The 24,319-nt window shown below is 67.8% G+C and carries 34 protein-coding genes and 1 tRNA gene; 19 read left to right on the forward strand and 16 right to left on the reverse strand.

Annotated features, from left to right (window positions below; all coding sequences use genetic code 11):
* Positions 1–17 precede the first annotated feature (17 nt).
* The 6 genes from BMX43_RS02330 to BMX43_RS02355 all read right to left on the reverse strand — a co-directional run bounded on the left by BMX43_RS02330 (position 18) and on the right by BMX43_RS02355 (position 4,584).
* A complete protein-coding gene (locus BMX43_RS02330) occupies positions 18–215 on the reverse strand; it encodes a hypothetical protein (RefSeq protein WP_091296198.1) in 198 nt (65 codons plus the stop codon).
* A gap of 172 nt (positions 216–387) precedes the next feature.
* Positions 388–567: a hypothetical protein gene (locus BMX43_RS02335; protein ID WP_139201512.1), complete on the reverse strand. Its 180-nt coding sequence runs from the start codon at positions 565–567 to the stop codon at positions 388–390.
* 146 nt (positions 568–713) lie between these two features.
* Positions 714–790, reverse strand: a tRNA-Arg gene (locus BMX43_RS02340).
* Between the two features lie 145 nt (positions 791–935).
* Entirely contained in the window at positions 936–2,288 is a 1,353-nt protein-coding gene (locus BMX43_RS02345; RefSeq protein ID WP_245749365.1) for a sensor histidine kinase, read from the reverse strand.
* A 167-nt stretch (positions 2,289–2,455) separates the two neighbouring features.
* Positions 2,456–3,871, reverse strand: a complete 1,416-nt coding sequence (locus BMX43_RS02350) for a dihydrolipoyl dehydrogenase family protein (protein WP_091296204.1) — start codon at positions 3,869–3,871, stop codon at positions 2,456–2,458.
* Positions 3,868–4,584, reverse strand: a complete 717-nt coding sequence (locus BMX43_RS02355; RefSeq protein WP_245749346.1) for a TVP38/TMEM64 family protein — start codon at positions 4,582–4,584, stop codon at positions 3,868–3,870. Before BMX43_RS02355 ends, BMX43_RS02350 begins: the two co-directional genes overlap by 4 nt.
* 291 nt (positions 4,585–4,875) lie before the next feature.
* On the opposite strand from BMX43_RS02355, the gene rpmH reads away from it, so the two are divergent.
* The 3 genes from rpmH to yidD are packed head-to-tail and all read left to right on the forward strand — an operon-like array spanning position 4,876 to position 5,731.
* Entirely contained in the window at positions 4,876–5,010 is a 135-nt protein-coding gene (gene rpmH / locus BMX43_RS02360) for a 50S ribosomal protein L34 (protein WP_091296207.1), read from the forward strand.
* A 41-nt stretch (positions 5,011–5,051) separates the two neighbouring features.
* Positions 5,052–5,486, forward strand: a complete 435-nt coding sequence (gene rnpA / locus BMX43_RS02365; RefSeq protein ID WP_091296210.1) for a ribonuclease P protein component — start codon at positions 5,052–5,054, stop codon at positions 5,484–5,486.
* Positions 5,483–5,731 carry a membrane protein insertion efficiency factor YidD gene (gene yidD, locus BMX43_RS02370; RefSeq protein ID WP_091296213.1) on the forward strand — a complete coding sequence of 83 codons (249 nt, stop codon included), beginning with the start codon at positions 5,483–5,485 and terminating at the stop codon, positions 5,729–5,731. The genes rnpA and yidD overlap by 4 nt, the downstream gene beginning before the upstream one ends.
* A gap of 30 nt (positions 5,732–5,761) precedes the next feature.
* On the opposite strand, the gene BMX43_RS02375 is transcribed toward yidD, so the two are convergent.
* Complete coding sequence (locus BMX43_RS02375; RefSeq protein WP_091296216.1) at positions 5,762–6,709, reverse strand: L-threonylcarbamoyladenylate synthase; 948 nt, start codon at positions 6,707–6,709, stop codon at positions 5,762–5,764.
* A 117-nt stretch (positions 6,710–6,826) separates the two neighbouring features.
* Here BMX43_RS02375 and BMX43_RS02380 point away from each other — a divergent pair, with 117 nt between their 5' ends.
* The 4 genes from BMX43_RS02380 (at position 6,827) to BMX43_RS02395 (ending at position 10,477) form a co-directional block, all read left to right on the forward strand.
* Complete coding sequence (locus BMX43_RS02380) at positions 6,827–8,527, forward strand: acyl-CoA dehydrogenase (RefSeq protein WP_091296218.1); 1,701 nt, start codon at positions 6,827–6,829, stop codon at positions 8,525–8,527.
* The gene (locus BMX43_RS02385) at positions 8,524–9,552 is read left to right on the forward strand and encodes an MBL fold metallo-hydrolase (RefSeq protein WP_245749347.1); all 1,029 of its coding nucleotides are present in this window, start codon (positions 8,524–8,526) and stop codon (positions 9,550–9,552) included. Before BMX43_RS02380 ends, BMX43_RS02385 begins: the two co-directional genes overlap by 4 nt.
* A 118-nt stretch (positions 9,553–9,670) precedes the next feature.
* Positions 9,671–9,805 (forward strand): aa3-type cytochrome c oxidase subunit IV, encoded by a 135-nt coding sequence (locus BMX43_RS02390; RefSeq protein ID WP_091296220.1) that lies wholly within the window; start codon positions 9,671–9,673, stop codon positions 9,803–9,805.
* A 27-nt stretch (positions 9,806–9,832) separates the two neighbouring features.
* Positions 9,833–10,477 carry a sortase family protein gene (locus BMX43_RS02395; protein WP_091296222.1) on the forward strand — a complete coding sequence of 215 codons (645 nt, stop codon included), beginning with the start codon at positions 9,833–9,835 and terminating at the stop codon, positions 10,475–10,477.
* 3 nt (positions 10,478–10,480) lie between these two features.
* Here BMX43_RS02395 and BMX43_RS02400 read toward each other — a convergent pair whose 3' ends face one another.
* On the reverse strand, positions 10,481–10,831 hold the full coding sequence (locus BMX43_RS02400; RefSeq protein WP_245749348.1) for an AzlD domain-containing protein: 351 nt from the start codon (positions 10,829–10,831) through the stop codon (positions 10,481–10,483).
* 3 nt (positions 10,832–10,834) lie between these two features.
* Positions 10,835–11,569 carry an AzlC family ABC transporter permease gene (locus tag BMX43_RS02405; RefSeq protein ID WP_091296225.1) on the reverse strand — a complete coding sequence of 245 codons (735 nt, stop codon included), beginning with the start codon at positions 11,567–11,569 and terminating at the stop codon, positions 10,835–10,837.
* 74 nt (positions 11,570–11,643) lie between these two features.
* Here BMX43_RS02405 and mobA point away from each other — a divergent pair, with 74 nt between their 5' ends.
* From mobA to BMX43_RS02435, 6 genes are all read left to right on the forward strand, one after another.
* Entirely contained in the window at positions 11,644–12,225 is a 582-nt protein-coding gene (mobA, locus tag BMX43_RS02410) for a molybdenum cofactor guanylyltransferase MobA (RefSeq protein WP_091296228.1), read from the forward strand.
* Positions 12,222–13,061 (forward strand): hypothetical protein, encoded by an 840-nt coding sequence (locus BMX43_RS19695; protein ID WP_091296230.1) that lies wholly within the window; start codon positions 12,222–12,224, stop codon positions 13,059–13,061. The genes mobA and BMX43_RS19695 overlap by 4 nt, the downstream gene beginning before the upstream one ends.
* On the forward strand, positions 13,058–13,642 hold the full coding sequence (locus BMX43_RS02420) for a GNAT family N-acetyltransferase (RefSeq protein ID WP_091296233.1): 585 nt from the start codon (positions 13,058–13,060) through the stop codon (positions 13,640–13,642). The genes BMX43_RS19695 and BMX43_RS02420 overlap by 4 nt, the downstream gene beginning before the upstream one ends.
* Before the next feature lie 60 nt (positions 13,643–13,702).
* Positions 13,703–14,311, forward strand: coding sequence for a LysE family translocator (locus tag BMX43_RS02425; protein WP_091296236.1), 609 nt, complete (start codon positions 13,703–13,705; stop codon positions 14,309–14,311).
* 119 nt (positions 14,312–14,430) lie between these two features.
* Positions 14,431–14,898 (forward strand): ribonuclease HI, encoded by a 468-nt coding sequence (rnhA, locus tag BMX43_RS02430; protein WP_091296239.1) that lies wholly within the window; start codon positions 14,431–14,433, stop codon positions 14,896–14,898.
* Entirely contained in the window at positions 14,895–15,518 is a 624-nt protein-coding gene (locus BMX43_RS02435; protein ID WP_091296242.1) for a trimeric intracellular cation channel family protein, read from the forward strand. The genes rnhA and BMX43_RS02435 overlap by 4 nt, the downstream gene beginning before the upstream one ends.
* Before the next feature lie 8 nt (positions 15,519–15,526).
* Here BMX43_RS02435 and BMX43_RS02440 read toward each other — a convergent pair whose 3' ends face one another.
* Positions 15,527–16,042 (reverse strand): dihydrofolate reductase family protein, encoded by a 516-nt coding sequence (locus BMX43_RS02440; protein WP_091296244.1) that lies wholly within the window; start codon positions 16,040–16,042, stop codon positions 15,527–15,529.
* Between the two features lie 41 nt (positions 16,043–16,083).
* Here BMX43_RS02440 and BMX43_RS02445 point away from each other — a divergent pair, with 41 nt between their 5' ends.
* Entirely contained in the window at positions 16,084–16,608 is a 525-nt protein-coding gene (locus BMX43_RS02445) for a TetR/AcrR family transcriptional regulator (RefSeq protein ID WP_091296247.1), read from the forward strand.
* Here the strand turns inward: BMX43_RS02445 and BMX43_RS02450 are convergent.
* Genes BMX43_RS02450 through def (BMX43_RS02470) form a run of 5 tightly spaced genes read right to left on the reverse strand, consistent with a single transcriptional unit; the run spans position 16,598 to position 19,286 of the window.
* Complete coding sequence (locus BMX43_RS02450) at positions 16,598–16,837, reverse strand: GlsB/YeaQ/YmgE family stress response membrane protein (protein WP_091296250.1); 240 nt, start codon at positions 16,835–16,837, stop codon at positions 16,598–16,600. The genes BMX43_RS02445 and BMX43_RS02450 overlap by 11 nt on opposite strands.
* A 42-nt stretch (positions 16,838–16,879) precedes the next feature.
* On the reverse strand, positions 16,880–17,776 hold the full coding sequence (gene fmt, locus BMX43_RS02455; protein ID WP_091296254.1) for a methionyl-tRNA formyltransferase: 897 nt from the start codon (positions 17,774–17,776) through the stop codon (positions 16,880–16,882).
* Positions 17,773–18,276, reverse strand: coding sequence for a peptide deformylase (def, locus tag BMX43_RS02460; protein WP_091296257.1), 504 nt, complete (start codon positions 18,274–18,276; stop codon positions 17,773–17,775). Before def (BMX43_RS02460) ends, fmt begins: the two co-directional genes overlap by 4 nt.
* Positions 18,273–18,767 carry a peptide deformylase gene (gene def / locus BMX43_RS02465; protein ID WP_091296260.1) on the reverse strand — a complete coding sequence of 165 codons (495 nt, stop codon included), beginning with the start codon at positions 18,765–18,767 and terminating at the stop codon, positions 18,273–18,275. Before def (BMX43_RS02465) ends, def (BMX43_RS02460) begins: the two co-directional genes overlap by 4 nt.
* Positions 18,768–19,286: a peptide deformylase gene (gene def, locus BMX43_RS02470; RefSeq protein WP_091296262.1), complete on the reverse strand. Its 519-nt coding sequence runs from the start codon at positions 19,284–19,286 to the stop codon at positions 18,768–18,770.
* A 275-nt stretch (positions 19,287–19,561) separates the two neighbouring features.
* Here def (BMX43_RS02470) and BMX43_RS02475 point away from each other — a divergent pair, with 275 nt between their 5' ends.
* Together BMX43_RS02475 and BMX43_RS02480 are read left to right on the forward strand one after the other, a co-directional pair.
* Positions 19,562–20,734 (forward strand): MalY/PatB family protein, encoded by a 1,173-nt coding sequence (locus BMX43_RS02475; RefSeq protein ID WP_091296265.1) that lies wholly within the window; start codon positions 19,562–19,564, stop codon positions 20,732–20,734.
* Between the two features lie 10 nt (positions 20,735–20,744).
* Positions 20,745–21,293, forward strand: a complete 549-nt coding sequence (locus BMX43_RS02480) for a L,D-transpeptidase family protein (RefSeq protein WP_091296268.1) — start codon at positions 20,745–20,747, stop codon at positions 21,291–21,293.
* On the opposite strand, the gene BMX43_RS02485 is transcribed toward BMX43_RS02480, so the two are convergent.
* Positions 21,290–21,637 carry a hypothetical protein gene (locus BMX43_RS02485; protein ID WP_091296271.1) on the reverse strand — a complete coding sequence of 116 codons (348 nt, stop codon included), beginning with the start codon at positions 21,635–21,637 and terminating at the stop codon, positions 21,290–21,292. The two genes, BMX43_RS02480 and BMX43_RS02485, sit on opposite strands and share 4 nt — an antisense overlap.
* 188 nt (positions 21,638–21,825) lie before the next feature.
* Between BMX43_RS02485 and BMX43_RS02490 the strand changes: the two genes are divergently transcribed.
* Genes BMX43_RS02490 through BMX43_RS02500 form a run of 3 tightly spaced genes read left to right on the forward strand, consistent with a single transcriptional unit; the run spans position 21,826 to position 24,244 of the window.
* Positions 21,826–22,791, forward strand: a complete 966-nt coding sequence (locus tag BMX43_RS02490; RefSeq protein WP_091296274.1) for an aminotransferase class I/II-fold pyridoxal phosphate-dependent enzyme — start codon at positions 21,826–21,828, stop codon at positions 22,789–22,791.
* Positions 22,788–23,699, forward strand: coding sequence for an adenosylcobinamide-phosphate synthase CbiB (gene cbiB, locus BMX43_RS02495; protein ID WP_091296277.1), 912 nt, complete (start codon positions 22,788–22,790; stop codon positions 23,697–23,699). The genes BMX43_RS02490 and cbiB overlap by 4 nt, the downstream gene beginning before the upstream one ends.
* An 11-nt stretch (positions 23,700–23,710) precedes the next feature.
* Complete coding sequence (locus BMX43_RS02500) at positions 23,711–24,244, forward strand: MOSC domain-containing protein (RefSeq protein ID WP_425431771.1); 534 nt, start codon at positions 23,711–23,713, stop codon at positions 24,242–24,244.
* Positions 24,245–24,319 lie beyond the last annotated feature (75 nt).

Below are 24,319 nucleotides of genomic sequence, written 5' to 3' on the forward strand. Positions count from 1 at the left end.
ACCGGCGGGGTGGCGGCTCAATCGGCCTTCGACACGCCCAGATCCGCCTGAGCCGCCTCTTCCTGCTCGGTATCGTCTTGCTGCGTCTCGTCCACCGTGCTGCCGACACCCGGCTTTGCCGCATAACGCCGCCCGAAGCGGGGCCGTTGCGGACGGCTGGTGCCGCTGAGGAAGTCGCTCATGTCGAATGGTTTCTTGGGGGTCGAATAGCCCATGGTGCAATCCCTTCTGCATCTGGCAGGTCACGGCGAAAAGCGGGGCAAACCGGCGGGCATATGGCCCGCCGCCTCGCATCCCGGCGAGATGAGGTGACAGGTGCCAGCCGCCCCGTTGAGCCGCCTTGTCCTGCCTTTCGCCGGAATCAGAAAATTCAGGGCTGGCGCAAGCTCAGCTGGGCCGCTGCTCCGCCGTCGGCGGCACGTCGATGACCGGCACCACGTCCGCGACACGCGGGCGAGGGGCGGCATCGGGCAGATTGGCCGGAACAGGCAGGGCGTTCTGCGGGAACCCGCGCTTCTGGCCATTGCCAGACTTTATCGTGTCGGCACCCATGAAAGGGTCCTCCATGGCGCCGCTCGGGATATGCCCGCGGCTCATGTACATATGGGGGATGGCAGGGGAAAATGCTACAGGCATCCGGCAGTGAACGTGCCAAACCGCATAATGCGACCGCGCCCGAAGGCTATATATTTGTTTTAACACAAGAGGGGAAATGGTGGACCCGGAGCGATTCGAACGCCCGACCCTCAGATTCGTAGTCTGATGCTCTATCCAGCTGAGCTACGGGTCCGTTGTGAGGCGGTATTTAGCGAGAGCGTCGGGGGGGTGCAAGGGCGAAAATCAACAAGTTCAAAAACTTTCTGACGGGGCTTCAGGTTCGACCTCAGACGGGGTGCTTGCCGTCAGGCCAGCCGGAACCCACCCGGCCCTGACGTTCAACCCGCCAGCCCCGCATCCCCTTCGGCGCCCAGCTTGGGCAGGCGGATGATGAACTCCGTCCCCTCTTCGTCACTGCGCAGCAGTTCCAGCCGGCCGCCATGGCCACGCACCAGCTCGGCGGAAATAGCCAGCCCCAGCCCCATGCCGCCCTTGCGGACCGAGCCTTGGAACGCCTGAAACAGATGCTCGCGCGCCTTGGGTGGCAGGCCCGGCCCGGTATCGCCGACGCGGATCCACCAGTCCTGCTCGTCCTCGCCTGCCGACAGCTCGATGGTGCCCGCCCGGCCCGTGGCATCCAGCGCCTGCCGGGCATTGCGCACAAGGTTCGACAGCACACGCTGCACCTGTTCGGCATCGGCGCGGATCACCAGCCCCGGCGCGGCGTCGATCAGGCAGGCGGGCTCGGTCGTGGGCGAAAGCCCCTCGCCCTCGGCCACATCCTCCAGCATCGGGCGCAGCGCGAATCGCGCCAGACGCGGCGGATGTTCTTCGGCCTTGCCGAAGGCCAGGGTCGATTCGCACAGATTGACCGCCCGGCTGATCGAGCCGACCAGTTTTGGCACCGCCCGCGCCACGCCGGGATCGGGGCTTTGCTCGATCCGGTCGGCGAACAGTTGCGCCGAGGTGAGGATGTTGCGCAGGTCATGGGCGATCTTCGCCACCGCCCCGCCCAGTTGCGCCAACCGTTCCTTCTGCCGCAGCGCACCGATCAGCTCGGTCTGCATCTGTTGCAGCGCCTCTTCGGCATCGCGCAGTTCGGCCACCCGCGCGGTAGGGGTGAACACCAGCCGCGCATCCTCGGGCGCCCCGGCATAGGCCTGCATGTTGCGCACCACGCGGCGGATCGGCAGCACCAGAAGGCGGCGCACCGCAAAGAACAACAGCGCCGCGGTGATCACCGAAATCAGCGCCGACAACACCAGAATCCGCAAACCGTATTCCAGCATCTCCAGCCGCATCGGCCCCTGCCGCAGCGTGATCTCGATCAGCAACCCGGCCTGTTGCACCGGATTGCCGATCACCCGGATGATGCGTTCCTGCGGATCGACCAGCACCGCCATCGCCTCGCGGATCAGATCGAAGGGCCCATCCATCCGCAGGTCATAGGTGGCGGAAATCGGCTCGGGGATTTCAGACGACAGCACAAGCTGGCGCACCTCGTCGCGCCGCAGCACTACGTTGAACACGCCGGCATTGGCCAGCAGTTCCGCCTCCAGCTCTGGCGTGACCATGCCATCCCCGGCCAGCAGCGCCAGCGAGGCGATCTGCGCCTTTTCCAGCCGCAATTGCAGGTAATCCACCCGGAACCGCGCAATCGAGGGCACGAAGATCAGCACCTCGGCCAGCATGACAAAGGCCACCGTCAGCAACAGAAAGCGCCCCGAAAGGGTGTTGAGGATCCGCGATCCCAGCCGTGCCACGCTGCTTCCCGCCTTCTTCCTTGCCCAAATCCCCACGGGAAAGTGCCCAAGGCACGCCATGCGCGGCAGACCCCGCCCCCTGCCACAAGGGCAGATCAGGGAAGGAAGCGCTGCACCAGCCGCACAGCCCGTTTCACCCAAGGATTATCAAAGAGTTTCGGAGAAAAATAGGCTCCCGCCGCGCGTTTCGACACTTCGCCCAGCGTCGGGTAGGGCAGCACCATGCCCGCCACCGCGCCCAGCTTCAGCCGTGCCGCAATCGCCAGCGCCCAGACGCCGATCAGTTCGCCCGCCTGCGGCCCGCAGATCGAGACGCCGACGGGCCGCCCCTTCACCACCATCAGCTTGATCAGCCCCTCGGCCCGGCCCTCGGCCAGCGCGCGGTCGTTATGCGTGAACTCCGCGCGCAGCACCTGCAGCGCCGCGCCATGCGTCGCCCGCGCCTCGGCCTCGGTCAGCCCGACCTGCGCCAGTTCCGGGTCGGTATAGGTGACGCGCGGGATGTGATGGGTTGCCGCCTTGGCGGGCAGGCCCAGCAGGATCGACCGGATCACCACCCCCGCATGGTAGCCCGCCAGATGGGTGAACTGTGCCCCGCCCGCCGCATCGCCAATGGCATAGACGCGCCGGTTGCTGACGGACCGCAGATCGGCCCCCACCGTCACGCCGCGCGGGGTGGCTTCCACCCCCGCCGCCGCCAGATCCAGCCGCTCCAGCGCCACGCGCCGCCCGGTGGCCACCAGCAGATGCGAGCCGTGGATCACCCGGCCCTCTTTCAGCGTGACCGCAATCGCCCCGGCCTCGCCCGCGATCTGCACCGCGGGTGCGTCTTCCAGCACCACCACCCCCTCGGCCCGCAGGTTGGCCAGCACCAGCGCCGCCAGTTCCGGGTCTTCGCGCCCCAGTGCCCGCGCCGCCTCGATCACCGTCACCGGCACGCCCAGCCGCCGATGCGCCTGCGCCATCTCCATCCCGATCGGGCCACCGCCGAGGATGATCAGATGCGACGGCGCCACATGCAGCGCGAAGATCGTCTCGTTGGTCAGGAACGGCACCGTTTCAATGCCGGCAATCGGCGGGATCGCCGCGACCGATCCGGTGGCGATCACGAAACGTCGTGCGCGGATGCGCTGGCCCCCGACCTCCACCTCGTCGGTGGAGGTGAAGCGCGCCCAGCCGCGGATCACCTGCACCCCGAACCCCTCGAACCGTTCCTGACTGTCCATCGGGGCAATCGCGGCGATGGTGCGCGCCACATGATCCTTCACCGCTGCGAAATCCACCTGCGGCACCACGGGCGTGATGCCGAACCGCGCGCCGGTGGTCATCGCATGGGCCTGTTTCGCCGCCGCCAGCAGCGCCTTTGACGGCACGCAGCCGGTGTTGAGGCAATCGCCCCCCATTTCGGCCCCCTCGATCAGCACCACCCGCGCGCCCATCTGCGCCGCCCCGGCGGCCAGCGACAACCCGCCCGAGCCCGCGCCGATGATGCAAAGATCCGTCTCGATCATGGCAGTCTCCGATAGTGTTTGAGGATCATCGGCAGCGCTGCCAGGGCGGCCAGCCCCAGCAAGGGGCCAAGGATCTGCGGCGAGAAAATGATCGAAAGGTCCGGCGTCTCGCCCCGCGCGAACACGCCCGACAGACCCGACCCGATGGAAGTGAAGACCAGCGCGCCGGGCATGATGCCGAAAAACGTGGTGATCGCAAAGCGCGACAGCCGCACGCCCAGAAAGGCCGGAATCAGATTGGCCAGCACGAAGGGCAGCACCGGCACCAGCCGCATCAGGAACAGCACCGACAGTTCATTGTCACGCAGCCCCGCCTGTAGTTTGGCCACCTGCCCGCCCCGCGCCTCCATCTGTGCCGCGAATCGCGCGCCAAAACCGCTGCGGGCGGCCAGGAAGATGCAGATCGCCCCCAGCGTCGCCCCCGTCACATTGAACAAAACGCCGGGAAACAGCCCGAACAGAAAGCCCCCGGTCAGCGTGGCCACCGTGGCGCCGGGCAGCGACAGGCCGACAATCGCGCTATAGGCCGCCACGAAGCCCAGCGCCGTCAGCCCGAAATGCGCATCGCGCCAGCCCAGCAGCGTTTCGCGATGTGCCGCCAGCGCCGCAAAGCTCAGCCGGTCGCGCAGCAGCACCGCGCCCAGCACGGCCACCAACAGAATCAGCAGGATGGGCAGTTTGGCGGCAAGGCCGCTTTTCGGGGCTTCGGGCACGGCATGTTCCTGTCTGGGGCTGTGTCAGGATGTGCCATGCGCCGGGCAATAGGAAAGCCGCCTCACGCCGGGTTGATGCGTGGCCGGGTTTTCGCGGGCCTTGGCGCGCTTTCTGTAACAAAAGCCGACGCGCCGCCCGGATTTCCGCGCCATGGGCCGGAAATGTTGCAGGAAAAGCGCGGTCGGTGAATTGACTTGCTGCCGCGCCGCCCCTAAAGGACGGGCTTCAAGTTGCAGCGGCCTTCGAATCCGTGGGGTTTGGGCTGCACGTCTGATTGATGGAGAGCCGCAATGAAGCGCACATACCAACCGTCCAACCTGGTCCGCAAGCGTCGCCACGGGTTCCGCGCCCGTATGGCCACCAAAGGCGGCCGTCTGGTTCTGGCTGCCCGCCGCCGCGTGGGCCGTCAAAAGCTGTCGGCCTGATCTTTGTCTGGCCTGTTCGCAGGCCAACGGAGTGACGTGTGATGACACCGCCGCTGGCTGAGGAGGCAGACCGCATCGCGGAGGCTTCCGAAAGCCTTGCGGCGGTTTCGTCATGCCTGCCCTACACGATCCTTGCCAAGCGCGCCGATTTTCTGCGCGCGGCTCAGGCACGCCGTCAGGGCACACAGGGATTTCTGCTGCAGGCCCGCCGCCGCGACGATGGCAGCGAGGCCGTCCGCGTCGGCTTCACCTGTTCCAAGAAGATCGGCAATGCCGTGGCGCGCAACCGCACCAAGCGGCGACTGCGCGAGGTGGTGCGCGCGGTGCTGCCCGCCCTCGCCCAGCCCGGCTGGGATTATGTGGTGATCGGCAAGCCCGGCGTGACCATCGACCGCGATTTCGTGGCGCTGAAGGCCGATCTCGCCACCGCATTGCGGCAGGTCCACAGCCCGCGCCCGCCCAAGGCGGCGAAATGACCCCGCTGGCCCATATCGCCGCGCTGCCGGTGCGGGCCTACCGGCTGATCCTGTCGCCCTGGGTCGGCCATGGCTGCCGCTTTCAACCCACCTGTTCCGCCTATGCGCTGGAGGCGCTGGACCGGCATGGCGCGGTGAAGGGCAGCTATCTGACAGCGCATCGGCTGTGCCGTTGCCACCCTTGGGGCGGATCGGGCTATGACCCCGTGCCGGGCGCCGACCCGGCGCATGACGCGCAACGCTGACGCCGCGCCCGATTTTTCGCAGAAAAATCGCTACCCGCGTGGGGCGGCGGCACGGCGCAGCCGGTCATTGATCGCGCGGCCCAGCCCGGTTTCCGGGACCGGTGCAAAGGCGATGCTGCCCTGCGGCCCGGCCTGCGCATCCGCTTCGCGCAGGATGTGGAACAGATTGGCCGCTGCCTCCACCAGATCGCCCTGCGGTGACAGGCTCAGCCCCGCCTCCCCGCCTCCGAACCCCACAAAGGTTTCGCCCGGCGCGGGCGCCGTCACGTTCAGCCGCACCCGCGCCTCGGGCGCGTAATGGGACGCCAACTGCCCCGGCGCCTTGGGCCGCGCCGGATCGCCCGGCAACGCCAGGGGCACGCCCAGCACCGCCTCGATCGCCTCGACCGACACGCCGCCGGGGCGCAGCAGCGCGGGCGGGCCGTCCAGCGCCAGAATGGTGCTTTCCACCCCCACCGCGCAGGCGCCGCCGTCCAGTACTGCTTCGATCCGCCCCGCCAGCCCGGCCATCACATGTTCGGCCCGCGTCGGTGACACCCGGCCCGAAGGGTTGGCCGAAGGCGCCGCCAGCGGCCCGTCAAACGCCCGCAGCAAAGCCCGCGCCAGCGGATGCGCCGGCAGGCGGATCGCCACCGTATCCAGCCCCGCCGTCACCAGCGGCGACAGCCCGGCCTCGGCGCGCAGCGGCAGCACCATGGTCAGCGGCCCCGGCCAGAACGCCGCCGCCAGCTTTTCCGCCGCCTCCGTCATCACCGCATAGCGCGCCACCGCCGCCAGATCCGGCAGATGCACGATCAAGGGGTTGAACTGCGGCCGGTTCTTCGCCGCATAGATCCGCGCCACCGCAAGGTCGCTGCGCGCATCGCCTGCCAGCCCGTAAACCGTCTCGGTCGGCATGGCCACCAGCCCGCCTTGCGACAGGATCGCGGCGGCTTCGGCAAGGCCCTCGGGCGTGGGGGAAAGCAGTCGGGTTTCCATGTCTCGTGACGCAGCGTTGATCTTGAGCCTGCCTGACCTTGCGTTACTCTGCCCGCCAGTTCCGCAGCTTGCATACGCCCGCGCCGCCTCGTTGCCAAGCGCGGCAAAGGAGGTTTCATGCCCTATCGCGCCCCGGTATCCGAATACCGTTTCGTCTTCGATCATGTCGTCGGCATGGATCAGGTGGCCGCGACCGAACTTTTCGCCGAAGCCACCCCCGAAACGGTAGAGGCGATTCTGGCCGAGGCCGGAAAGCTGTGTGAAACCGTCATCGCGCCGCTGAACCGCGCCGGCGACAAGACCCCGGCCCGGCTGGAAAACGGCGTCGTGCGCACCTCGCCCGGTTTTGCCGAAGGTTTTCGCGCGATTGCCGACGGTGGCTGGGTCGGCATGGCGGCGGACCCGGAACATGGGGGGATGGGCCTGCCGATGGCGCTGACCACGGCGGTGAACGAGATGATCGGGTCTGCCTGCCTTGCCCTGCAGCTCAACCCCCTGATGACGCAGGGCCAGATCGAGGCGCTGGAACATCACGCCAGCGACGAGATCAAGGCGCTGTATATCCCGAAGCTGATCGCGGGCGACTGGTGCGGCACGATGAACCTGACCGAAAGCGGCGCCGGGTCCGATGTCGGCGCGCTGCGCACCAAGGCCGAACGCAATGCAGACGGCACCTACAGCGTGACCGGGCAGAAGATCTTCATCACCTGGGGCGACAATGATTTCGCCGAGAACATCTGCCATCTGGTGCTGGCCCGTCTGCCCGACGGCGCGCCGGGCACAAGGGGTATCAGCCTGTTCATGGTGCCGAAATTCCTGCCCAAACCCGATGGCAGCCTTGGCGCCCGCAACAGCCTTGGCGTTGTCAGCCTGGAACACAAGCTGGGCATCCACGGCTCTCCGACCGCCGTGATGCAGTATGACGGTGCGACCGGCTGGTTGATCGGCGAGGAACACAAGGGCATGGCGGCGATGTTCACCATGATGAACAATGCGCGCCTTGGCGTGGGGATGCAGGGCGTCGCGGTGGCCGAAGCGGCCTATCAGCAGGCGCTGACCTATGCGATGGATCGCAAGCAGGGCAAGACACCGCTGGGCGCCACCGCCATTGTCGATCATGTCGATGTGCGCCGGATGCTGGCGCAGATGAAGGCCGAACTGTTCAGCGCCCGCGCCATCGGTCTGGCCTGCGCCGTGGCGATCGACATGGCCCGCGCCACCGGCAGCGCCGAATGGCAGGCCCGCGCCGCGCTGCTGACCCCGATCATCAAGGCCTATGGCACCGACAGCGGCAACGAGGTGGCGCAACTGGGCGTGCAGGTGCATGGTGGCATGGGCTACATCGAGGAAACCGGCGCCGCGCAATTCGCCCGCGATGCGCGGATCACCGCGATTTACGAGGGCACCAACGGCATTCAGGCGATGGATCTGGTCGGGCGCAAGCTGATGGATGGGGGCGATGCCGCCTATCGCCTGCTGCAAGAGGTGGAAGATCACGCCAAGAAAAGCCGCGATGTGCAGCCCGATCTGGCCACCGATGTCTGGAATGCGGCCGAGGCGCTGCGCGAGGCCACTGAATGGCTGGTGGCGCAGGGCGCCGATGACCGCAACGCCGGGGCGGTGCCCTATCTGCGCGCCTTTGCGCGGGTGCTGGGCGCGCATTACCACCTGAAGGCCGCGCTGGCCGATGCCGCCCGCCTGCCGCTGGCCCGCGTGGCGATCAAGCGGCTGCTGCCGGAACACGCGGCGGCGCTGGCGCAGGTGCGCGCAGGCGCGGCGGGGCTTTACGACCTGACCCCCGAAGCGCTCGCCTCGTGAGCGGCGCGCCCATCCGCTATCCGTTCGAGGCGCCGGACCCCGGCGCCTCGGTCGCCGTGGCCGAAGGCGTGCTGTGGCTGCGCCTGCCGCTGCCCATGGCGCTGGATCATGTCAACGTCTTCGCGCTGGAGGATGGCGACGGCTGGACCATTGTCGATACCGGCTTTGACAGCCGCAAGACCCGCGCGATCTGGGAGGCCCTGTTGGCAGGCCCCTTGCAGGGCCGCCCGGTGCGGCGCGTCGTCGTCACCCATCACCACCCCGATCACATCGGCCTTGCGGGCTGGTTTCAGGCCCGGGGCGCAGAGCTGGTCACCACCCGAACCGCCTGGCTTTATGCCCGGATGCTGACGCTGGACGCGCAGGAAAAGGCCACACCACAACAGATCGCCTTCTGGCGGGCCGCCGGGATGGACCCGGACATGCTGGCCCAGCGCAGCGCCGAACGGCCCTTCAACTTCTGCGATGTCGTTCACCCGCTGCCGCCGGGCTTTACCCGGCTGGTGGAAGGCGGGCAGATCACCATGGGCGGGCGGCGCTGGCAGGTGCATATGGGCGACGGCCACGCCCCCGAACATGCCACGTTCTGGAGCCTGGACGACGATCTGGTGCTGGGCGGCGACCAGCTTCTGCCCTCGATTTCCGCCAATATCGGCGTCTACCCGACCGAGCCGGAGGCCGATCCGCTGGCCGACTGGATTGCTGCCTGCACCCGCTTCCTGCCGCTGGCAGAACCGCGCCATCTGGTGCTGCCCGGCCACAAGCTGCCCTTCACCGGTCTGCCCACCCGCCTGCGCCAGATGATCGAAAACCACGACAGCGCGCTGATCCGGCTGCATGATCACCTTGCCAGCCCGCGCACGGCCACCGGCTGCTTCCCCGCCCTGTTCAAACGCGAGATCGGCCCTGCCGAATACGGGCTGGCGCTGGTCGAATCGGTGGCGCATCTGAACCACCTGCTGAACAAGGGGCTGGCGCAGCGCAGCATGGCCCCCGAAGGGCACTGGCTGTGGGAACAGGCCTGATCGCCGCGCCAACTGTGGCCGCCGCACCGCAGCACGAAAGTGGCGGCTTCCGGGGCGTGACAGGGCGGCGTGAATCGGCTATTGGGCTGGAAACGCGATCATTTCAGGAGACGCAGCGATGGGCGACCACAAGCAGGGCAGCATGGACATCCGCGCACAGGAAAAGACCTTTGCGGGCTTTATCCGCTTCACGATCTGGGGTGCGGGCATCTCGATCGCCGTGCTGATCTTCCTCGCTCTGGCGAATTCCTGATCCACCCTTTCTGAACAGGAGCGCGCGATGCGCCGTCATCTGCTGGCCCTCGGCCTTTTGGCCGCTCTGTCTGCCTGTGGCGCGGCGGAGCCGAAATGGGCCCCCGATCAGGCTGTCGCCGCCGCGCGCTATGTCCATGACGGGCCGCCAGCGGTGACCCTGTTCACCGTGATCAGCACCAGCAACGGGTCTGGTGCCCATTCCGGGCTGATGGTCAACGGGTCGCAGCGGATCATGTTCGATCCGGCGGGCAGCTGGCAATTGCCGCGTCTGGCCGAACGGAACGACGTGCATTTCGGCATGACCGACAAGATGGTCAATTTCTACATCGACTACCACGCCCGCGAAACTTACTACGTTGTCGAGCAGACCAAGATCGTCTCGCCGCAGGTGGCCGAACTGGTGATGCAGCGCGCCATGGCACATGGTGCCGTTGCCAAGGCACATTGCACCAATTCGATCACCGAAATCCTGCATGGCGTGCCCGGATTCGAGAGCATCGGCAGCACAATGATGCCCAAGAAACTGATGCGCCGCTTCGGCGAATTGCCGGGCGTGACCTCACGTACCATCACCGATGACGATGCCGACGACAATCACGGCATCCTGCTGGTGCAGGCGGGCGATCCGCGCCTGCTCGACCCGACGGCGGCGGCCCCTGCCGCGCCGTAAGGCTCAGCCGATCAACACCGGGGTCAGGTAAAGCACCGCCGCCCCGGTGAGGATCCCCAGCAAGACATTCCGGCTCAGCACCCCCGCCAGCACCGTGGCGCAGGCGGCGGCCAGCCGTGCCGGATCGGTCGCACCCGCCGTGGCCGCAGGCCAAAGCACCGCAGGTGCCACCAGCCCCGGAATCACCGCAACCGGCGTATAGCGCAGCAGGCGCTGCACCAGCGGTGGCAGCGTACGATCCCCGATAAGTCCCAGAAACGAGAAGCGCAGCAGAAAGGTGCCAGCCCCCAGCACCAGGATGACGGTCCACAACTGCCATTTGTCGGCGATGATCGGGGAAAGGGTCTGCGTCATCTGTCACGCCACCTTGCGCTTTTCGGTCAGGGTTTCCACGGCGGCGCCGGTCATCATCGCGGCCACACCCGCCACAAGCAGGCCACTGGAATAGGGCATCCACCACAGCGCCAGCGTCACCCCCACCGAAACGGCTGCGGCGGCCAGATTGGCCCGCCCGCGCAGCATCGGCGCGACAGTGGCCAGAAAACAGATCGGTACCGCGAAATCCAGCGCGTATTCCGGCGGAATCGCCTTGCCGAAGGTCACCCCCAGCCAGGTCGCCACATACCAGAACGGGCAGAGCGGCAGCGCCACGCCGAAAAAGAAGGCAGCCTTCTCGGCCGGGGGGCTGGCGGGGCGGCGCTGATACTCCACCATGCTGGCCACGAATGACTGATCCATCAGACAATAGGCCAGACAGGCCCGCACCGTGGGCGGTGTTGCGCCCAGATGCGGCGTCAGCGCGGCAGAATACATCGCCAAGCGCAGATTGACCGCCAGCGCGGTCAGGATGACGATGAACAGCGGCGCCCCGTCTTGGATCAGTTGCAGCGCCGCGAACTGCGCGGCCCCCGCGATGACGATGACAGAAAAGCCCATCGTCTCGATCAATCCCATGCCCGCCGCAGCGGCAGCCACACCGAATACAACGCCGAAAGGCACCACGATGATCAGGAACGGCAAAGAAACGAAGACACCGCGCAAAAGTGCAGCGCGCAGCAGCGAAGGCGTTGGCGAAGGCGGGGGGGCGGTCATTCCGGGTTCCGGCTTTACGGAGAGGATGACACGGCTTAGGCCTTTGCCTCGGGCGATGCAATCGGAGAGGCCGCGTGCGGATATTCGGAACGGTGCTATGCGGCGGGGCGGGGCGGCGGATGGGCGGCGTCGACAAGGCGCTGCTGCGTCTGGCGGGGCAACCGCTGGTCACCCATGCGCAAGACCGGCTGGAACCGCAGGTCGAACGGCTGGCCCTGTCGGCAAATGGCGATCCGGCGCGGCTGGGCTTCACCGGCCTGCCGGTGCTGGCCGATCCGCTGGGCGCCGGGCCGCTGGCCGGTGTGCTGGCCGCGCTGGATTGGGCGGCACCGCTGGGGGCGGATGCGGTGGTGTCGGTTCCGGTCGATACGCCCTTCCTGCCCGGCGATCTGGTGCCGCGCCTGTGGCTGGCGGGCGATGGCGGGCTGGCGGTGGCGCGCTGTGGCGACCGGCTGCACCCGACCTGCGCGCTCTGGCCCGTGGCGCTGCGCGAGGCGCTGCGCAGCGCGCTGGCGGCGGGCGCGTTCAAGGTGATGGCCTTTGCCGCCACCCATGCCGCCGCCGAAGCGCCGTTTCCGGGCGGCGATCCCGACCCGTTCCTGAACCTCAACACCCCCGAAGATCTGGCGCGCGCCGAAGCCGCGCTCGCGCGATGACCAGCTTTGACCGCGTGGCGGTGGTCGATTGGTCCGCCGCCTCAACCCTGTCGCCCGCGCGGCCTTCGCCTGATGCAATCTGGATCGGCCTCTGCGGACCAGAGGGCGCGGCGGAATACTACCACCGCAGCCGCGACAGTGCCGAGGCTGCGCTGCGCGCCCTGATCGCGCAGCCGGGGCGCTGGCTGATCGGCTTCGATTTCCCGATGGGCTATCCGCAGGGCTTTGCCGCCCGGCTGACCGGACACAGCGGTGCGCCTGCGATCTGGCACTGGCTGGCAGACCGGATCACCGATGCGCCCGACAACCGCAACAACCGCTTCACGGTCGCCGCCGCGATCAACCGCCAGTTCGGGGCTGGGCCGTTCTGGGGCCGCCCCGCCGCATTGGCGCTGCCCGATCTGCCCGCCCGTAAAACGGTGAACTACCCCGCGCTTGGCCTGACCGAACGCCGCCTGATCGAACAGCGCGTGCCGCGCGCCCAGCCGGTCTGGAAGCTTTACACCACCGGCTCGGTCGGCTCGCAGGCGCTGATGGGGCTGCCGCGCATCGCAAGGCTGGCCGCCCTGCCGGGGGTCAGCGTCTGGCCGTTCCAGCCGCCCGCGCGGGTGGTGCTGGCCGAGGTCTATCCCTCGCTGCTCGACCCGCTGGTGCGCGCCGCCCCCGGCATCAAGGACGCCGCACAGGTGCGGCTGCTGGCGCGGGCACTGTGGCGGCTGGCGCAGGCCGGGCGGCTGGCCCCGCTGCTGGCCGATGTGCCGCCCGAAGCGCAGGCCGAAGAAGGCTGGATCCTTGGCGCAGGCCATGGCGCCCTGCTCTGCGAGGCCGCCGCATGACCTTCACCCTCCAGCTTGGCATCGACGAGCGTCAGCGCGACACCGCCGCCCGGCTGTATTGGGAGGCGTTCGGCAGCAAGCTGGGCCGAGTGATGGGACCAGAGGCAAAAGCGCTGGCTTACCTCAACCGCGTGATCCGCTGCGATCATGCGGTGGCGGCGCTGCAAGATGGCCAGTTGATCGGGCTGGCCGGGTTCAAATCACCGCTGGGCGGCTTTGCCGATGGCGGCTGGCACGACATGCGCGCGGTCTATGGCACGCCGGGCGCGGTCTGGCGGCTGGCGCTGCTGATGGCGCTGACCCGCGAGGTGGACAATCTGCGCTTTCTGGTGGACGGGATCTGCGTCGCCCGCCCCCATCGCGGGCAAGGCGTCGGCGCGGCGCTGCTGGGCGGGCTGTGCGATGTGGCCCGGGCGCGCGGCTATGGCGCGGTGCGGCTGGAGGTGGTCGACACCAATCTGCGCGCCCGTGCGCTGTATGAACGCCAGGGCTTTCGCGTGACCCGGCGCGACGAGATGGGCGTGCTGCGCCACGCCTTCGGCTTTGCCGCCACCACGACGATGATCTGCGATCTGGCCTGACAGCGGGGCTTGCCGGATCGCGCGGGCCGTCTAATCTGTCCGCAACCTGATGGAGGTGCCATGTCGCCCGAATTCCTGCTGACCGCGTTTATTGTCTGCATCACGCCCGGAATCGGCGTGATCTATACCCTGTCGATGACGCTGGGCGGCGGCTGGCGCGCCGGGGTCTGGGCCGCGATCGGCTGCACATTGGCCACGGTGCTGCATCTGGCGGTGGCGCTGGCCGGGCTGGCGGCGCTGCTGCTGACCAGCGCATTGCTGTTTCAGGCGGTGAAATTCGCCGGGGTCGCCTATCTTTTGTGGATGGCCTGGGCCGTGCTGCAAGGGTCGGGCGGGATGGACATCGCGCCTGCCGCCCCCGCCCCGGCGCTGCGGGTGATCTGGCGCGGCATCCTGCTCAACATCCTCAACCCCAAGCTGCCACTGTTCTTCGTGGCCTTCCTGCCGCAATTCCTGCCCGCCGAAGGCGCGACGCTGGCGCAGATGGCCGAACTCGGCGCCGGGTTTTCGGCGATGACGCTGCTGACCTTCCTGTTCTATGCCGGGCTTGCCGCCTCGGGGCGGCAGATGCTGCTCGACAGCCCCTCGGTGATGCGCTGGATGCGCCGGGCCTTCGCCGCCTCTTTCGCGGCGCTGGGGCTGCGGTTGGCAATGGAGCGCGCGGCCTGAGCGCTGCGGGTGCTGGCATCGGCCCGCGGGGCACGCTAATGGGGGCCGATGTAGGGGGGCTGTCTGCCCCCCGTCGCCTGACGGCGACTCCCCCCGAGAGTATTTGGACCAGGGTGAATATGGCAGAGCTTTTCGCGTATACCGATGGGGCCTGTTCCGGCAATCCGGGGCCGGGTGGCTGGGGCGTGCTGATGCTGGCGCGCGAGGCCGGTGCGGTGGTGAAGGAACGCACGCTGAACGGTGGCGAGGCCGATACCACCAACAACCGCATGGAATTGCTGGCGGCGATTTCCGCGCTGGAAGCGCTGAACCGCCCGTCCGAGCTGACCATCGTCACCGACAGCGCCTATGTGAAGAACGGCGTCACAAGCTGGATCTTCGGCTGGAAGCGCAATGGCTGGAAAACCGCCGACCGCAAACCGGTGAAGAATGTCGATCTGTGGCAGCGCCTGGACGAAGCGCAGGCGCGTCACAAGGTGACGTGGAAATGGATCAAGGGCCATGCCGGCCATGCCGAGAACGAACGCGCCGACGAACTGGCCCGGGCGGGCATGGCGCCGTTCAAGCCGAAAAAGAGCCCGGCATGACGCTGCTTTCCGCGCTCGACTATGCCTCGGTCGCGGTGTTTGCGCTGACCGGCGCGCTGGTGGCCAGCCGGGCGCAACTGGATCTGGTGGGCTTCATCTTCATCGCCTGCCTGACCGCCGTGGGCGGCGGCACGCTGCGCGATGTGATGCTGGACCGCGCGCCGTTCTGGGTGACCGATCCGGTGGTGATCGCGGTGGCGGCGGCGGCGGCGGTGCTGGTGTTCTTTGCCGCGCACCGGCTGGAAAGCCGCTATCGCGCGCTGCTGTGGCTGGATGCCTGCGCGCTGGCGGTGGCGGTGCCAGCCGGTGTGGGCGTGGCGCTGGGGGCCGAGGTTGGCTGGCCGGTGGTGCTGGTCATGGGGATGATCACCGGCTGCATGGGCGGGCTGATGCGCGATGTCGTCTGCAACGAGGTGCCGCTGGTGCTGAAACAGGGCGAGATCTATGTCACCGCCGCCTTTGCCGGGGCGCTGGCCGCCGTTGTGCTGGCCGGGCTGGGCCGCGACGGCGCGCTGATCGCCTGCGCCGTGGTGACCTTCGTGCTGCGCGCAGGCTCCATCGCCTTTGGCTGGCGGTTGCCGGTCTATCGCCCACGCCCGCCGCGCGATGGCCTCAGGTAAAGACTGGCTCAGGTAAAGCGGTAATCCAGCATCACCATGCCCATCGGCAGCGTCTGCACCCCGGTCAGTTGCGGGACGCGGGCGGGGGGCGTTTCGGGGAACAGCCGCACCCCCTGCCCCAACAGATGCGGCACCACGCAAAGCTGCAGCCGGTCCATCAGGCCCAGCGTCAGGAAGGCGCCTTGCAGCATCGGCCCGCCCACGATCCAGGCATCCTTCGGCTGCGCCCGCAGCACCTGCGCCAGCGCCGGAAGATCGCCCTCCCACCGTGACGCCCCACCCCACAGCGGCGGGCTGACCTGCCCGACCACGATGCCCGCCTGCCCCGGATAGGGCCATTCTGGCGCAAGGGACGGCAGTTGTTCATAGGTGCGCCGCCCCAGAACCACCGTGCCGATTTCGGCGATGAAATCGCCATAGCCCCAATCGACCGCCTCAAACGGGGCCAGCCAGCCGACCCCGCCGGAAGCATCCGCCGCGAAGCCGTCAAGGCTTGTCGCCATCATGCCGCGAATCGCGCCCATATTTGCCTTTTCATAACCGAATGTTCGTTTATTATTAACATATGGCCCGCAAGAAAATCATCCCGGATCTCGACGTTTTCGCCACGGTGCGCCTGCTTCTGGCGCAGGGTGGCGACAAGAACGTGTCCTTTTCGACCGTTGCGAAGGCCACGGGCCTTGCGCCGCCTTCGCTGGTGCAGCGCTATGGCAGCCGCGACGACATGGTGCAGGCGGCGCTGGAGGCGGCATGGGATGCGCTGGACGCGATGACCGAGCGCGCCGAGGCCGATGCCCCCCTGAACAGCAAAGGCGCGCAGGCGCTGCTGAAAGCCTTGGGCGCCGATGCGCCGGAAACCGCGGATCTGACGCTGCTGGCCATCGATTTCCGCAACCCCACCCTGCGCGCCCGGGCCGCCGCCTGGCGCGATCGGGTGGAAACCGCGCTGGCAATCCGACTGGGCGGCGGCAGCAAGGGGCGCGAGACGGCGGCGCTGCTGTTTGCCGTCTGGCAAGGGCAGATGCTGTGGCAGATCGCGGGTGGCAAGGGGTTCCGCCTGAAGGATGCGGTCAAGCGGCTTAGCGATTGAGGAAGGTTTTCCACAGCCAGATCAAGGCCATCGCCCCCAGCACCGCCCCCACCAGCAAAAAGCCGGATCGCGTCAGCAGCATCACGAAGCGCAGCACGAACCACGCGATGGACGCCCCGGCCATACCGATCAGCACCGTCACCCCGACACTGGTCTGCACCCGCATGAACCGCGTGGCCAGAAACCCCGCAATCGCGCCGATGATCAGGATAAGCAGGAACCGGGTCATGTCGCCTCCACTGTTCTGCCCAATATGGGGGGCGCGGGGCGATCAGTCCAGTTGCGGCGGCAGGGAAAAACCGCGCAGGAAATCCGCAGGCGCCATGGCGCGTTTGCCTTCGCGCTGCGCCAGCGTGATCTCCACCGCGCCGCTGCCACAGGCCACCACCAGCCCGCCCAGCACCTGCCCCGGCGCGCCGGCGCCATCGGCAAGGCGTGAGGCCAGCAGCTTCACCCGCTCGCCCGCCACGCTGCACCACGCCCCGGGAAAGGGCGACAGCCCGCGGATCAGCCGATCCACCTCGACCGCCGGGCGCGCCCAATCGACCCGCGCCTCGGCCTTGTCGATCTTGGCGGCATAGGTCACGCCCTCGGCTGCCTGCACGTCGGGCACCAGATCGGGCAACCGCGCCAGCGCTTCGCCGATCATCCGTGCGCCCAGCACGCTCAGCCGGTCATGCAACTGCCCGGTGGTTTCTTCCGTGCCGATCGTCACCGCTTCGCGCAGCAGCACCGGGCCGGTATCCAGCCCCGCTTCCATCTGCATGATGCAGATGCCGGTCTGCGCATCGCCCGCCAGAATCGCCCGATGGATCGGCGCCGCCCCGCGCCAGCGCGGCAACAGCGAGGCGTGGATGTTCAGGCAGCCCAGACGCGGCGCATCCAGCACCGCCTGCGGCAGGATCAGCCCGTAAGCCACCACCACCGCCACATCCGCGCCCAGTGCTGCAAATTCCGCCTGCGCCTCGGCGCCCTTCAGGCTGACCGGATGGCGCACCGGGATGCCCAGCGCCTCGGCCCGCGCCTGCACTGGCGAGGGGCGGTCTTTCTTGCCCCGCCCCGCCGGGCGCGGCGGCTGTGCATAGACGCAGACCACCTCATGGGCTTGCACCAAAGCCTCCAGCACCGGAACCGAGAAGTCCGGCGTGCCCATGAAGATCACTTTCATCCGCGCGCCTTCAGCTTTTCCGCCTTGGCGATCAGCATCTTGCGCTTGACCGGCCGCAGATGGTCGAAAAACAGCTTGCCGTTCAGATGGTCGATCTGGTGCTGCACCGAGGTCGCCCAGAGGTTTACGAAATCCCGCTCCTCCATCTCGCCATCGGCATTCAGAAACCGCACCGTCACCGCGCGCGGGCGCGAAATCACGGCAGAAACGCCGGGCAGGTTGGGGCTCGCCTCCTCATGCTCGCGGAACTGCACCGAGGCGTGCAGCACCTCGGGGTTGGCCATCAGCACCGCCTTGCCGCGCTCATCGGAACAATCGACCACCGCCAGCCGCAACATCACCCCGATCTGCGGCGCGCCAAGGCCATAGCCCGGCATCGCATCCATGGTGTCCACCATATCGGCCCAGATCGCGCGGATTTCGTCGGTGATCGCTTCCACCGGGGCGGCGGGGGTTTTCAGGCGCTTGTCGGGCCAGGGCAGGCAGCGGCGGACGGTCACAGGTAATACTGCTTTTCGGCAATGGCCCGCGCTTCGGGCGTCAGGCGGTTCAGGGTCACGATCCCGTCAAGGTGATCGAATTCATGCTGGGCGCAGATCGCGGCGAACCCTTCCAGATCCTCCTCGCGTTCCACCCCGTCCAGCCCGGTATAGCGCAGCCGGATCGCGGCGGCGCGGCGGATCTGCGGCACGATGCCGGGCAGCGACAGACAGCCCTCCGGCCCCTCCACCCGGTCGTCCGACATCCACAGGATATCCGGGTTGATCACCACGCGCGGGCTGCGCGGCCCGTCCTTCCAGGTCGTATCCATCACGAACAGGCGCAGCAACACGCCCACCTGTGGTGCTGCCAGCCCCCGGCCCGGCGCGTCATACATCGTCTCCAGCAGGTCGGCAGCCAGCACGCCCACCGCCTCGGTGATCTCGCCCACCTCGGCACAGCGCTGCGACAGCCGCCCGTCCGGCCAGGTGAGAATCGGCAAAAGTGCCATTCAGCCCTGCCGCGCGCGTTCGCGCTTCAGCTTTTCCATCTTCCGGGTGATCATCTGCCGCTTCAGCGGGCCCAGAAAATCAATGAACAGCTTGCCGTTCAGGTGGTCGATCTCGTGCTGCACGCAGGTCGCCCAAAGGCCGGAAAACTGCTCCTCCTGCACTTTCCCGTCCAGCCCGATCCAGCGCGCGCGCACTTCGGCGGGGCGTTCGACCTCGGCATATTGATCGGGGATCGACAGGCAGCCTTCCTCGTAGATCGACAGATCCTCGGAAGACCAGGTGATCTCCGGGTTGAACATCACCAGCGGGCGCGGCGCATGGGGCGCCTTTTCGCAATCCAGCACGATCAGCCGTTTGGTGATGCCGATCTGCGGCGCGGCAAGGCCCACGCCCGGCGCGTCATACATGGTTTCCAGCATATCCTCGGCCAGCTTGCCCATCTCGGTCGAGATCGAGGCAATCGGCTCGCAGGCTTTGCGCAGGCGCGGGTCGGGATGGATCAGGATCGGGCGTATCATGCGCCTGATTTACTGAAAGCCGGCCCGTGGCGCAATCCTTGCCCGCGGGCAAGACAGCTGCCAAGGCTGCGGCCCGCCGATGGCAGACATTCGGGATTAATTCACAGTAATTTCATAAATAAAAAGAATTTATCCCACCATGCAACAGTTGAACGCTCACATTATCCCGACATACCGCCCATTCTTGGCAATTCCCCGTCCTCCCCCTACCCTGCCGCCCTCACTTGCAGCCACGCGCCCATGCGCTAGGCTCGCCGCGAACAGGGATCAGAGCCATGAATTTCGACGAACAGATCAACCGTTTCGGCACCCATTCGGTGAAATGGGACATGATGGAGAAAACCTATGGCGTGCCCGCCCAGACCGGCATCGCCATGTGGGTGGCCGACATGGATTTCCGCCCGCCGGCCTGCGTGCAACAGGCGGTGGAGGGCATGGCCGCCCATGGCCTTTATGGCTATTACGGCGACGATACCGCCTATCTTGACGCGATCCGCTGGTGGATGGCCACCCGTCACGGCTGGGACGTGCCGCGCGAGGCGATCTTCACCACCCATGGCCTTGTCAACGGCACCGCCATGTGCGTCGATACCTTCACCCAGCCCGGCGACGGCGTGGTGCTGATGACCCCGGTCTATCACGCCTTCGCCCGCGTCATCAAAGCCGCCGGGCGCAATGTCGTCGAATGTCCGCTTGCCGTCGAGAATGGCCGCTACACGCTGGATCTCGCCGCATGGGAGGCCCGGATGACCGGGGCGGAGCGGATGATGATCCTGTGTTCGCCCCACAACCCCGGTGGCCGGGTCTGGACGGTGGAGGAACTGCGCGCCGTGGCCGATTTCTGCCGCCGCCACGACCTGATCCTTGTCTCGGACGAGATTCACCATGATCTGGTCTATCCCGGCGCCAAGCACACCGTCATGCCGCTGGCCGCGCCCGAGATCCTCGACCGGCTGGTGATGATGACCGCCACCACCAAGACCTTCAACATCGCGGGCAGCCACTCCGGCAATGTCATCATCCCGGACGCGGCTTTGCGCGCCCGCTTTGCCGCCCGGATGAACGCGATGGGCATCTCGGCCAATTCCTTTGGCCTGTTCATGGCGACCGCCGCCTATTCGCCCGAAGGCGCCGCCTGGGTGGACGTGCTGATGACCTATCTGGATGGCAACCGGCAGGTTTTCGATGCGGGCGTGAACGCCATCCCCGGCCTGCGTTCCATGCCGCTGGAGGCGACCTATCTGGCCTGGGTCGATTTCTCGGGCACCGGGATGGAGCCTGCCGAATTCATCGCCCGCGTCGAACAACAGGCGCAGATCGCCGCCAATCATGGCATCAGCTTCGGTTCGGGCGGCGAGATGTATCTGCGCTTCAACCTCGCCACCCCGCGCGCGCTGGTGGTCGAGGCGGTGGCGCGGCTGCAGAAAGCCTTCGCCGACCTGCAATGAAAACGCTGCGATGAGAAGACTGGCGCGGCTCTTTTCAGCCCTTACCCTGCTGGCCTTGCTGGCGGCGGTGGCGGTGCTGATCTGGCCGCGCCCACAGCCTGCCCTACCGCCCAGCCCGCCGCCGATCACCGCCCTGATCGGCCCGGTGGACCACATCCTTGTCGAAAAAGCCGCCCGTCGCATGACCGTGTTCCGTGACGGCACCGCGCTGAAAACCTATCGCATCGCGCTGGGCTTCGCGCCGCAGGGTGACAAGCAGCGCCAGGGCGACGGGCGCACCCCCGAGGGCCGCTTCCGCATCGACCGGCGCAATGACAGCAGCGCCTATCACCTGTCGCTGGGCCTCGATTACCCGCAGCCTACCCACATCACCCGCGCCCGCGCCGGCGGCTACAGCCCCGGCGGCGACATCTTCATCCACGGCCAGCCCAATGTCCTGTTCGGCAAAGCCCCGCTGCGCCATGACTGGACGGCAGGCTGCATCGCCGTCAGCAACCCCGAAATCGAGGAACTCTGGTCCGCCGTGGCGCTGGGCACCACGGTCGAGATCCGCCCCTAGGCTTTGGGCAGATAGCCCACCGGCGCATCCTCGTCGCGCTCATAATCCAGCGGTGCCGAATCGCGCACCGTGTTCGAGCGTTTGAAGCTGCAGACCAGCCGCCCGTTTTCCTCGGTCGTGGCGATGATCAGCGCCTGCAGGATATGCCGCGCGCCATCATAGACATCGACAAGCCCCCGCAGGCGCGGCGCCATTCCGGCCTCCAGCAGGATCTCATTCTCGGTCAGCCGCAGCACCGGAAACACCGCCTCGCCGACCTGCACCCGCAACCGGCTGCGCCGCGCCTTGCGCGCCCGCGCAAGGTCGAACCCCTCGCGCAATTCCTTCGGCAGAAATTCCAGCATATCCGTATCCTCCCCGTTTCAGTCTCGCCCAAGTGCAGGTTATTTCAAGGCAACAGCCGACAGATTCCGTGCAAAACCGCCATTGTTGCGCAAAGGGCGCCCCCCTGTTGCACCAAGGCCGCGCGCCCCGCTCTGTTGCCTTCGCCCGGCAAATCGGCAATCTCTGACCCACAGCGCAAGAGGGGCCGATGACCGCAGACAACACTCCCGATCATGGCGGCGGGATCGACGCCGCCGCCGCCCGCTGGGGTGGCCCGCGCGGCGCCTGGATCGATCTTTCGACCGGCATCAACCCAGACCCCTACCCCCTGCCGCCGCTGCCGCCCGACTGCTGGGCCGCGCTGCCCGATGCCGCCGCCCGCGACGCCCTGCTGACCGCCGCGCGCCGCTTCTGGCAGGTGCCCGACGGGGCCGAGATCGTGCCCGCCGCCGGGGCTTCGGCCCTGATCGCCCGTCTGCCTGCCCTGTGCCCCGCCCCGGCCCTGATCGAAGGCCCGACCTATAACGAACATGCCCGCGCCTTCCGCCATGCGGGCCTTGCGGTGCAGACCGAAGGCCCCGCCCCCGTGCGCGTGATCGTGCATCCCAACAATCCCGATGGCCGCCTGTGGCCCCACACCACAGCGGGCGAACGGCTGACCATAATCGACGAAAGCTTCTGTGATGTGACACCCGAAGCGAGCCAGATCGCCCGCAGCGCCACCGATGGCGTGATCGTGCTGAAAAGCTTCGGCAAGTTCTGGGGCCTTGCCGGGTTGCGGCTGGGTTTTGCCATGGGCACCCGCGCCACGCTGACCGGCCCGACCGGCCACCTGTCCGATCTGCTGGGGCCGTGGTCCGTCTCTGGCCCCGCGCTTGTCACCGGCACCGCCGCCCTGTCCGATCCCGGCTGGGCCGACGCCACCCGCAGCCGCCTTGCCCGCGATGCCGCCCGGCTGGACGCGCTGGTCACCGCGCAGGGCGCAACCCTTGTCGGCGGCACAACCCTGTTCCGCCTTTATGACGTGGGCGACGCCGCCCTTTGGCAAGACGCCCTCGCCCGCCACCGGATCTGGAGCCGCACCTTCCCCTATTCCACCCGCTGGCTGCGCCTTGGCCTGCCGCCCGCGCAGGGCTGGGACCGCCTGACCACCGCCCTGGGAACCCTCGCATGAGCGCGGCCCTCCTCCTCCCCGCCATGCTGCTGGATGCGGCACTGGGCGAACCGAAATGGCTGTGGGATCGCCTGCCCCACCCCGCCGTGCTGATGGGCCGTGCCATCGCCGCCGTGGAAACCCGGCTGAACCGGGGCACCGCCCGCCGCGCCAAAGGGGCGCTGGCGATGACCGGCCTCGGCCTTGCCGCCCTTGCGCTGGGCTGGGCGATCCATGCGATCCCTGACGGCGGCCTGCTGGAAATCCTGCTGACCGCGATCCTGCTGGCGCAAAAAAGCCTCGTCCAGCATGTCGCCGCCGTGGCGCAGGCCCTGCGCATGTCGCTGCCCGAAGGCCGCCGCATGGTTGCCCGCATCGTCGGCCGCGACACCGCCGATATGGACGAACCCGCCGTCGCCCGCGCCGCCATCGAAAGCGCCGCCGAAAACCTGTCAGACGGGGTGGTGGCGCCGCTGTTCTGGTATCTGATCGGCGGGCTGCCCGGCCTGCTGCTCTACAAGATCACCAACACCGCCGACAGCATGATCGGCCACCGCACCCCGCGGTACGAGCAATTCGGCTGGGCCGCCGCCCGGTTCGACGACCTGCTGAACCTCGCCCCCGCCCGCCTTACCGCCCTGCTGATCGCGCTCAGCCACTGGCGCCCCGATGCGTGGCGCCCGATCCTGCGCGATGCGCCGCTGCACCGCTCGCCCAATGCTGGCTGGCCCGAAGCGGCCATGGCCGTGGTGCTGGGCACCGCCCTGTCCGGCCCGCGCAGCTACAACGGCGAACTGCGCCCCTTCCCCTGGGTTTACCCCGAGGGCACCCGCACCCCCGGCCCCGCCACGATCGAGGCCGCCTGCACCGCGCTTTGGCGCACATGGGGGCTGATGCTGGCCCTGACCCTGCTGATGGTGATCCTGTGACGCATGTTTCGATGGCCGAGCTGATGGCCGCCCTGCCCCATGTCCTCGCCGCCCCGCGCGACGATACGCCCATCCTGCAACTCTGCTTCCGCCCCGGCTATAACCAGCGCAGCTTCCCCGACAGCCTGACCGCCACCCGCGCCCGCGGCATCCCCGGCGAACGGTTCGAAACCGCCCCTTGGGCCCGCCTGCCCGACGGATCGGGCGACCCGCGCATCCAGATCTCGATCCTGCCGCTGCGGGTGATGGATCTGGTCTGGCGCGACCGCGCGGCCACCCCGCACCCCGGCGACACGATCATCGCCGACCTGAACACCACCGAAGAAAACCTGCCCGTCGGCACCCTGCTGCAAGCCGGCACCGCCCTGCTGCGCGTCAGCGACCTGTTCAACGACGCCTGCGTGAAATGGAAGGTCCGCTACGGCACCGAGGCCAAGGACTGGGTCACCCTGCCCGGCCACCCGGAACTCCGCCTGCGCGGGATCTTGTGCTCGGTGGAGCAGGACGGGGTGATGCGGGTGGGGGATCGGTTGAAGCGGGTGTGAGGCGGGAAGGTGGACACTTTCTATGCTAGAAACTATGCACTGCACTACATTGATACGGCGGACACAAAATGTACA

Source organism: Gemmobacter aquatilis, from assembly GCF_900110025.1.
Taxonomy (GTDB): Bacteria; Pseudomonadota; Alphaproteobacteria; order Rhodobacterales; family Rhodobacteraceae; genus Gemmobacter; species Gemmobacter aquatilis.

What these genes read in the sequence shown, in the direction of transcription:
- BMX43_RS02330 (WP_091296198.1), bottom strand. Translation starts at nt 215, where the DNA reads ATGGGCTATTCGACCCCCAAGAAACCATTCGACATGAGCGACTTCCTC.
- BMX43_RS02335 (WP_139201512.1), bottom strand. Translation starts at nt 567, where the DNA reads ATGGAGGACCCTTTCATGGGTGCCGACACGATAAAGTCTGGCAATGGC.
- BMX43_RS02345 (WP_245749365.1), bottom strand. Translation starts at nt 2,288, where the DNA reads ATGCTGGCCGAGGTGCTGATCTTCGTGCCCTCGATTGCGCGGTTCCGG.
- BMX43_RS02350 (WP_091296204.1), bottom strand. Translation starts at nt 3,871, where the DNA reads ATGATCGAGACGGATCTTTGCATCATCGGCGCGGGCTCGGGCGGGTTG.
- rpmH (WP_091296207.1), top strand. Translation starts at nt 4,876, where the DNA reads ATGAAGCGCACATACCAACCGTCCAACCTGGTCCGCAAGCGTCGCCAC.
- rnpA (WP_091296210.1), top strand. Translation starts at nt 5,052, where the DNA reads ATGACACCGCCGCTGGCTGAGGAGGCAGACCGCATCGCGGAGGCTTCC.
- yidD (WP_091296213.1), top strand. Translation starts at nt 5,483, where the DNA reads ATGACCCCGCTGGCCCATATCGCCGCGCTGCCGGTGCGGGCCTACCGG.
- BMX43_RS02375 (WP_091296216.1), bottom strand. Translation starts at nt 6,709, where the DNA reads ATGGAAACCCGACTGCTTTCCCCCACGCCCGAGGGCCTTGCCGAAGCC.
- BMX43_RS02380 (WP_091296218.1), top strand. Translation starts at nt 6,827, where the DNA reads ATGCCCTATCGCGCCCCGGTATCCGAATACCGTTTCGTCTTCGATCAT.
- BMX43_RS02390 (WP_091296220.1), top strand. Translation starts at nt 9,671, where the DNA reads ATGGGCGACCACAAGCAGGGCAGCATGGACATCCGCGCACAGGAAAAG.
- BMX43_RS02395 (WP_091296222.1), top strand. Translation starts at nt 9,833, where the DNA reads ATGCGCCGTCATCTGCTGGCCCTCGGCCTTTTGGCCGCTCTGTCTGCC.
- BMX43_RS02400 (WP_245749348.1), bottom strand. Translation starts at nt 10,831, where the DNA reads ATGACGCAGACCCTTTCCCCGATCATCGCCGACAAATGGCAGTTGTGG.
- BMX43_RS02405 (WP_091296225.1), bottom strand. Translation starts at nt 11,569, where the DNA reads ATGACCGCCCCCCCGCCTTCGCCAACGCCTTCGCTGCTGCGCGCTGCA.
- BMX43_RS19695 (WP_091296230.1), top strand. Translation starts at nt 12,222, where the DNA reads ATGACCAGCTTTGACCGCGTGGCGGTGGTCGATTGGTCCGCCGCCTCA.
- BMX43_RS02420 (WP_091296233.1), top strand. Translation starts at nt 13,058, where the DNA reads ATGACCTTCACCCTCCAGCTTGGCATCGACGAGCGTCAGCGCGACACC.
- BMX43_RS02425 (WP_091296236.1), top strand. Translation starts at nt 13,703, where the DNA reads ATGTCGCCCGAATTCCTGCTGACCGCGTTTATTGTCTGCATCACGCCC.
- rnhA (WP_091296239.1), top strand. Translation starts at nt 14,431, where the DNA reads ATGGCAGAGCTTTTCGCGTATACCGATGGGGCCTGTTCCGGCAATCCG.
- BMX43_RS02435 (WP_091296242.1), top strand. Translation starts at nt 14,895, where the DNA reads ATGACGCTGCTTTCCGCGCTCGACTATGCCTCGGTCGCGGTGTTTGCG.
- BMX43_RS02440 (WP_091296244.1), bottom strand. Translation starts at nt 16,042, where the DNA reads ATGGGCGCGATTCGCGGCATGATGGCGACAAGCCTTGACGGCTTCGCG.
- BMX43_RS02445 (WP_091296247.1), top strand. Translation starts at nt 16,084, where the DNA reads ATGGCCCGCAAGAAAATCATCCCGGATCTCGACGTTTTCGCCACGGTG.
- BMX43_RS02450 (WP_091296250.1), bottom strand. Translation starts at nt 16,837, where the DNA reads ATGACCCGGTTCCTGCTTATCCTGATCATCGGCGCGATTGCGGGGTTT.
- fmt (WP_091296254.1), bottom strand. Translation starts at nt 17,776, where the DNA reads ATGAAAGTGATCTTCATGGGCACGCCGGACTTCTCGGTTCCGGTGCTG.
- def (WP_091296260.1), bottom strand. Translation starts at nt 18,767, where the DNA reads ATGGCACTTTTGCCGATTCTCACCTGGCCGGACGGGCGGCTGTCGCAG.
- def (WP_091296262.1), bottom strand. Translation starts at nt 19,286, where the DNA reads ATGATACGCCCGATCCTGATCCATCCCGACCCGCGCCTGCGCAAAGCC.
- BMX43_RS02475 (WP_091296265.1), top strand. Translation starts at nt 19,562, where the DNA reads ATGAATTTCGACGAACAGATCAACCGTTTCGGCACCCATTCGGTGAAA.
- BMX43_RS02480 (WP_091296268.1), top strand. Translation starts at nt 20,745, where the DNA reads ATGAGAAGACTGGCGCGGCTCTTTTCAGCCCTTACCCTGCTGGCCTTG.
- BMX43_RS02485 (WP_091296271.1), bottom strand. Translation starts at nt 21,637, where the DNA reads ATGCTGGAATTTCTGCCGAAGGAATTGCGCGAGGGGTTCGACCTTGCG.
- BMX43_RS02490 (WP_091296274.1), top strand. Translation starts at nt 21,826, where the DNA reads ATGACCGCAGACAACACTCCCGATCATGGCGGCGGGATCGACGCCGCC.
- cbiB (WP_091296277.1), top strand. Translation starts at nt 22,788, where the DNA reads ATGAGCGCGGCCCTCCTCCTCCCCGCCATGCTGCTGGATGCGGCACTG.
- BMX43_RS02500 (WP_425431771.1), top strand. Translation starts at nt 23,711, where the DNA reads ATGGCCGAGCTGATGGCCGCCCTGCCCCATGTCCTCGCCGCCCCGCGC.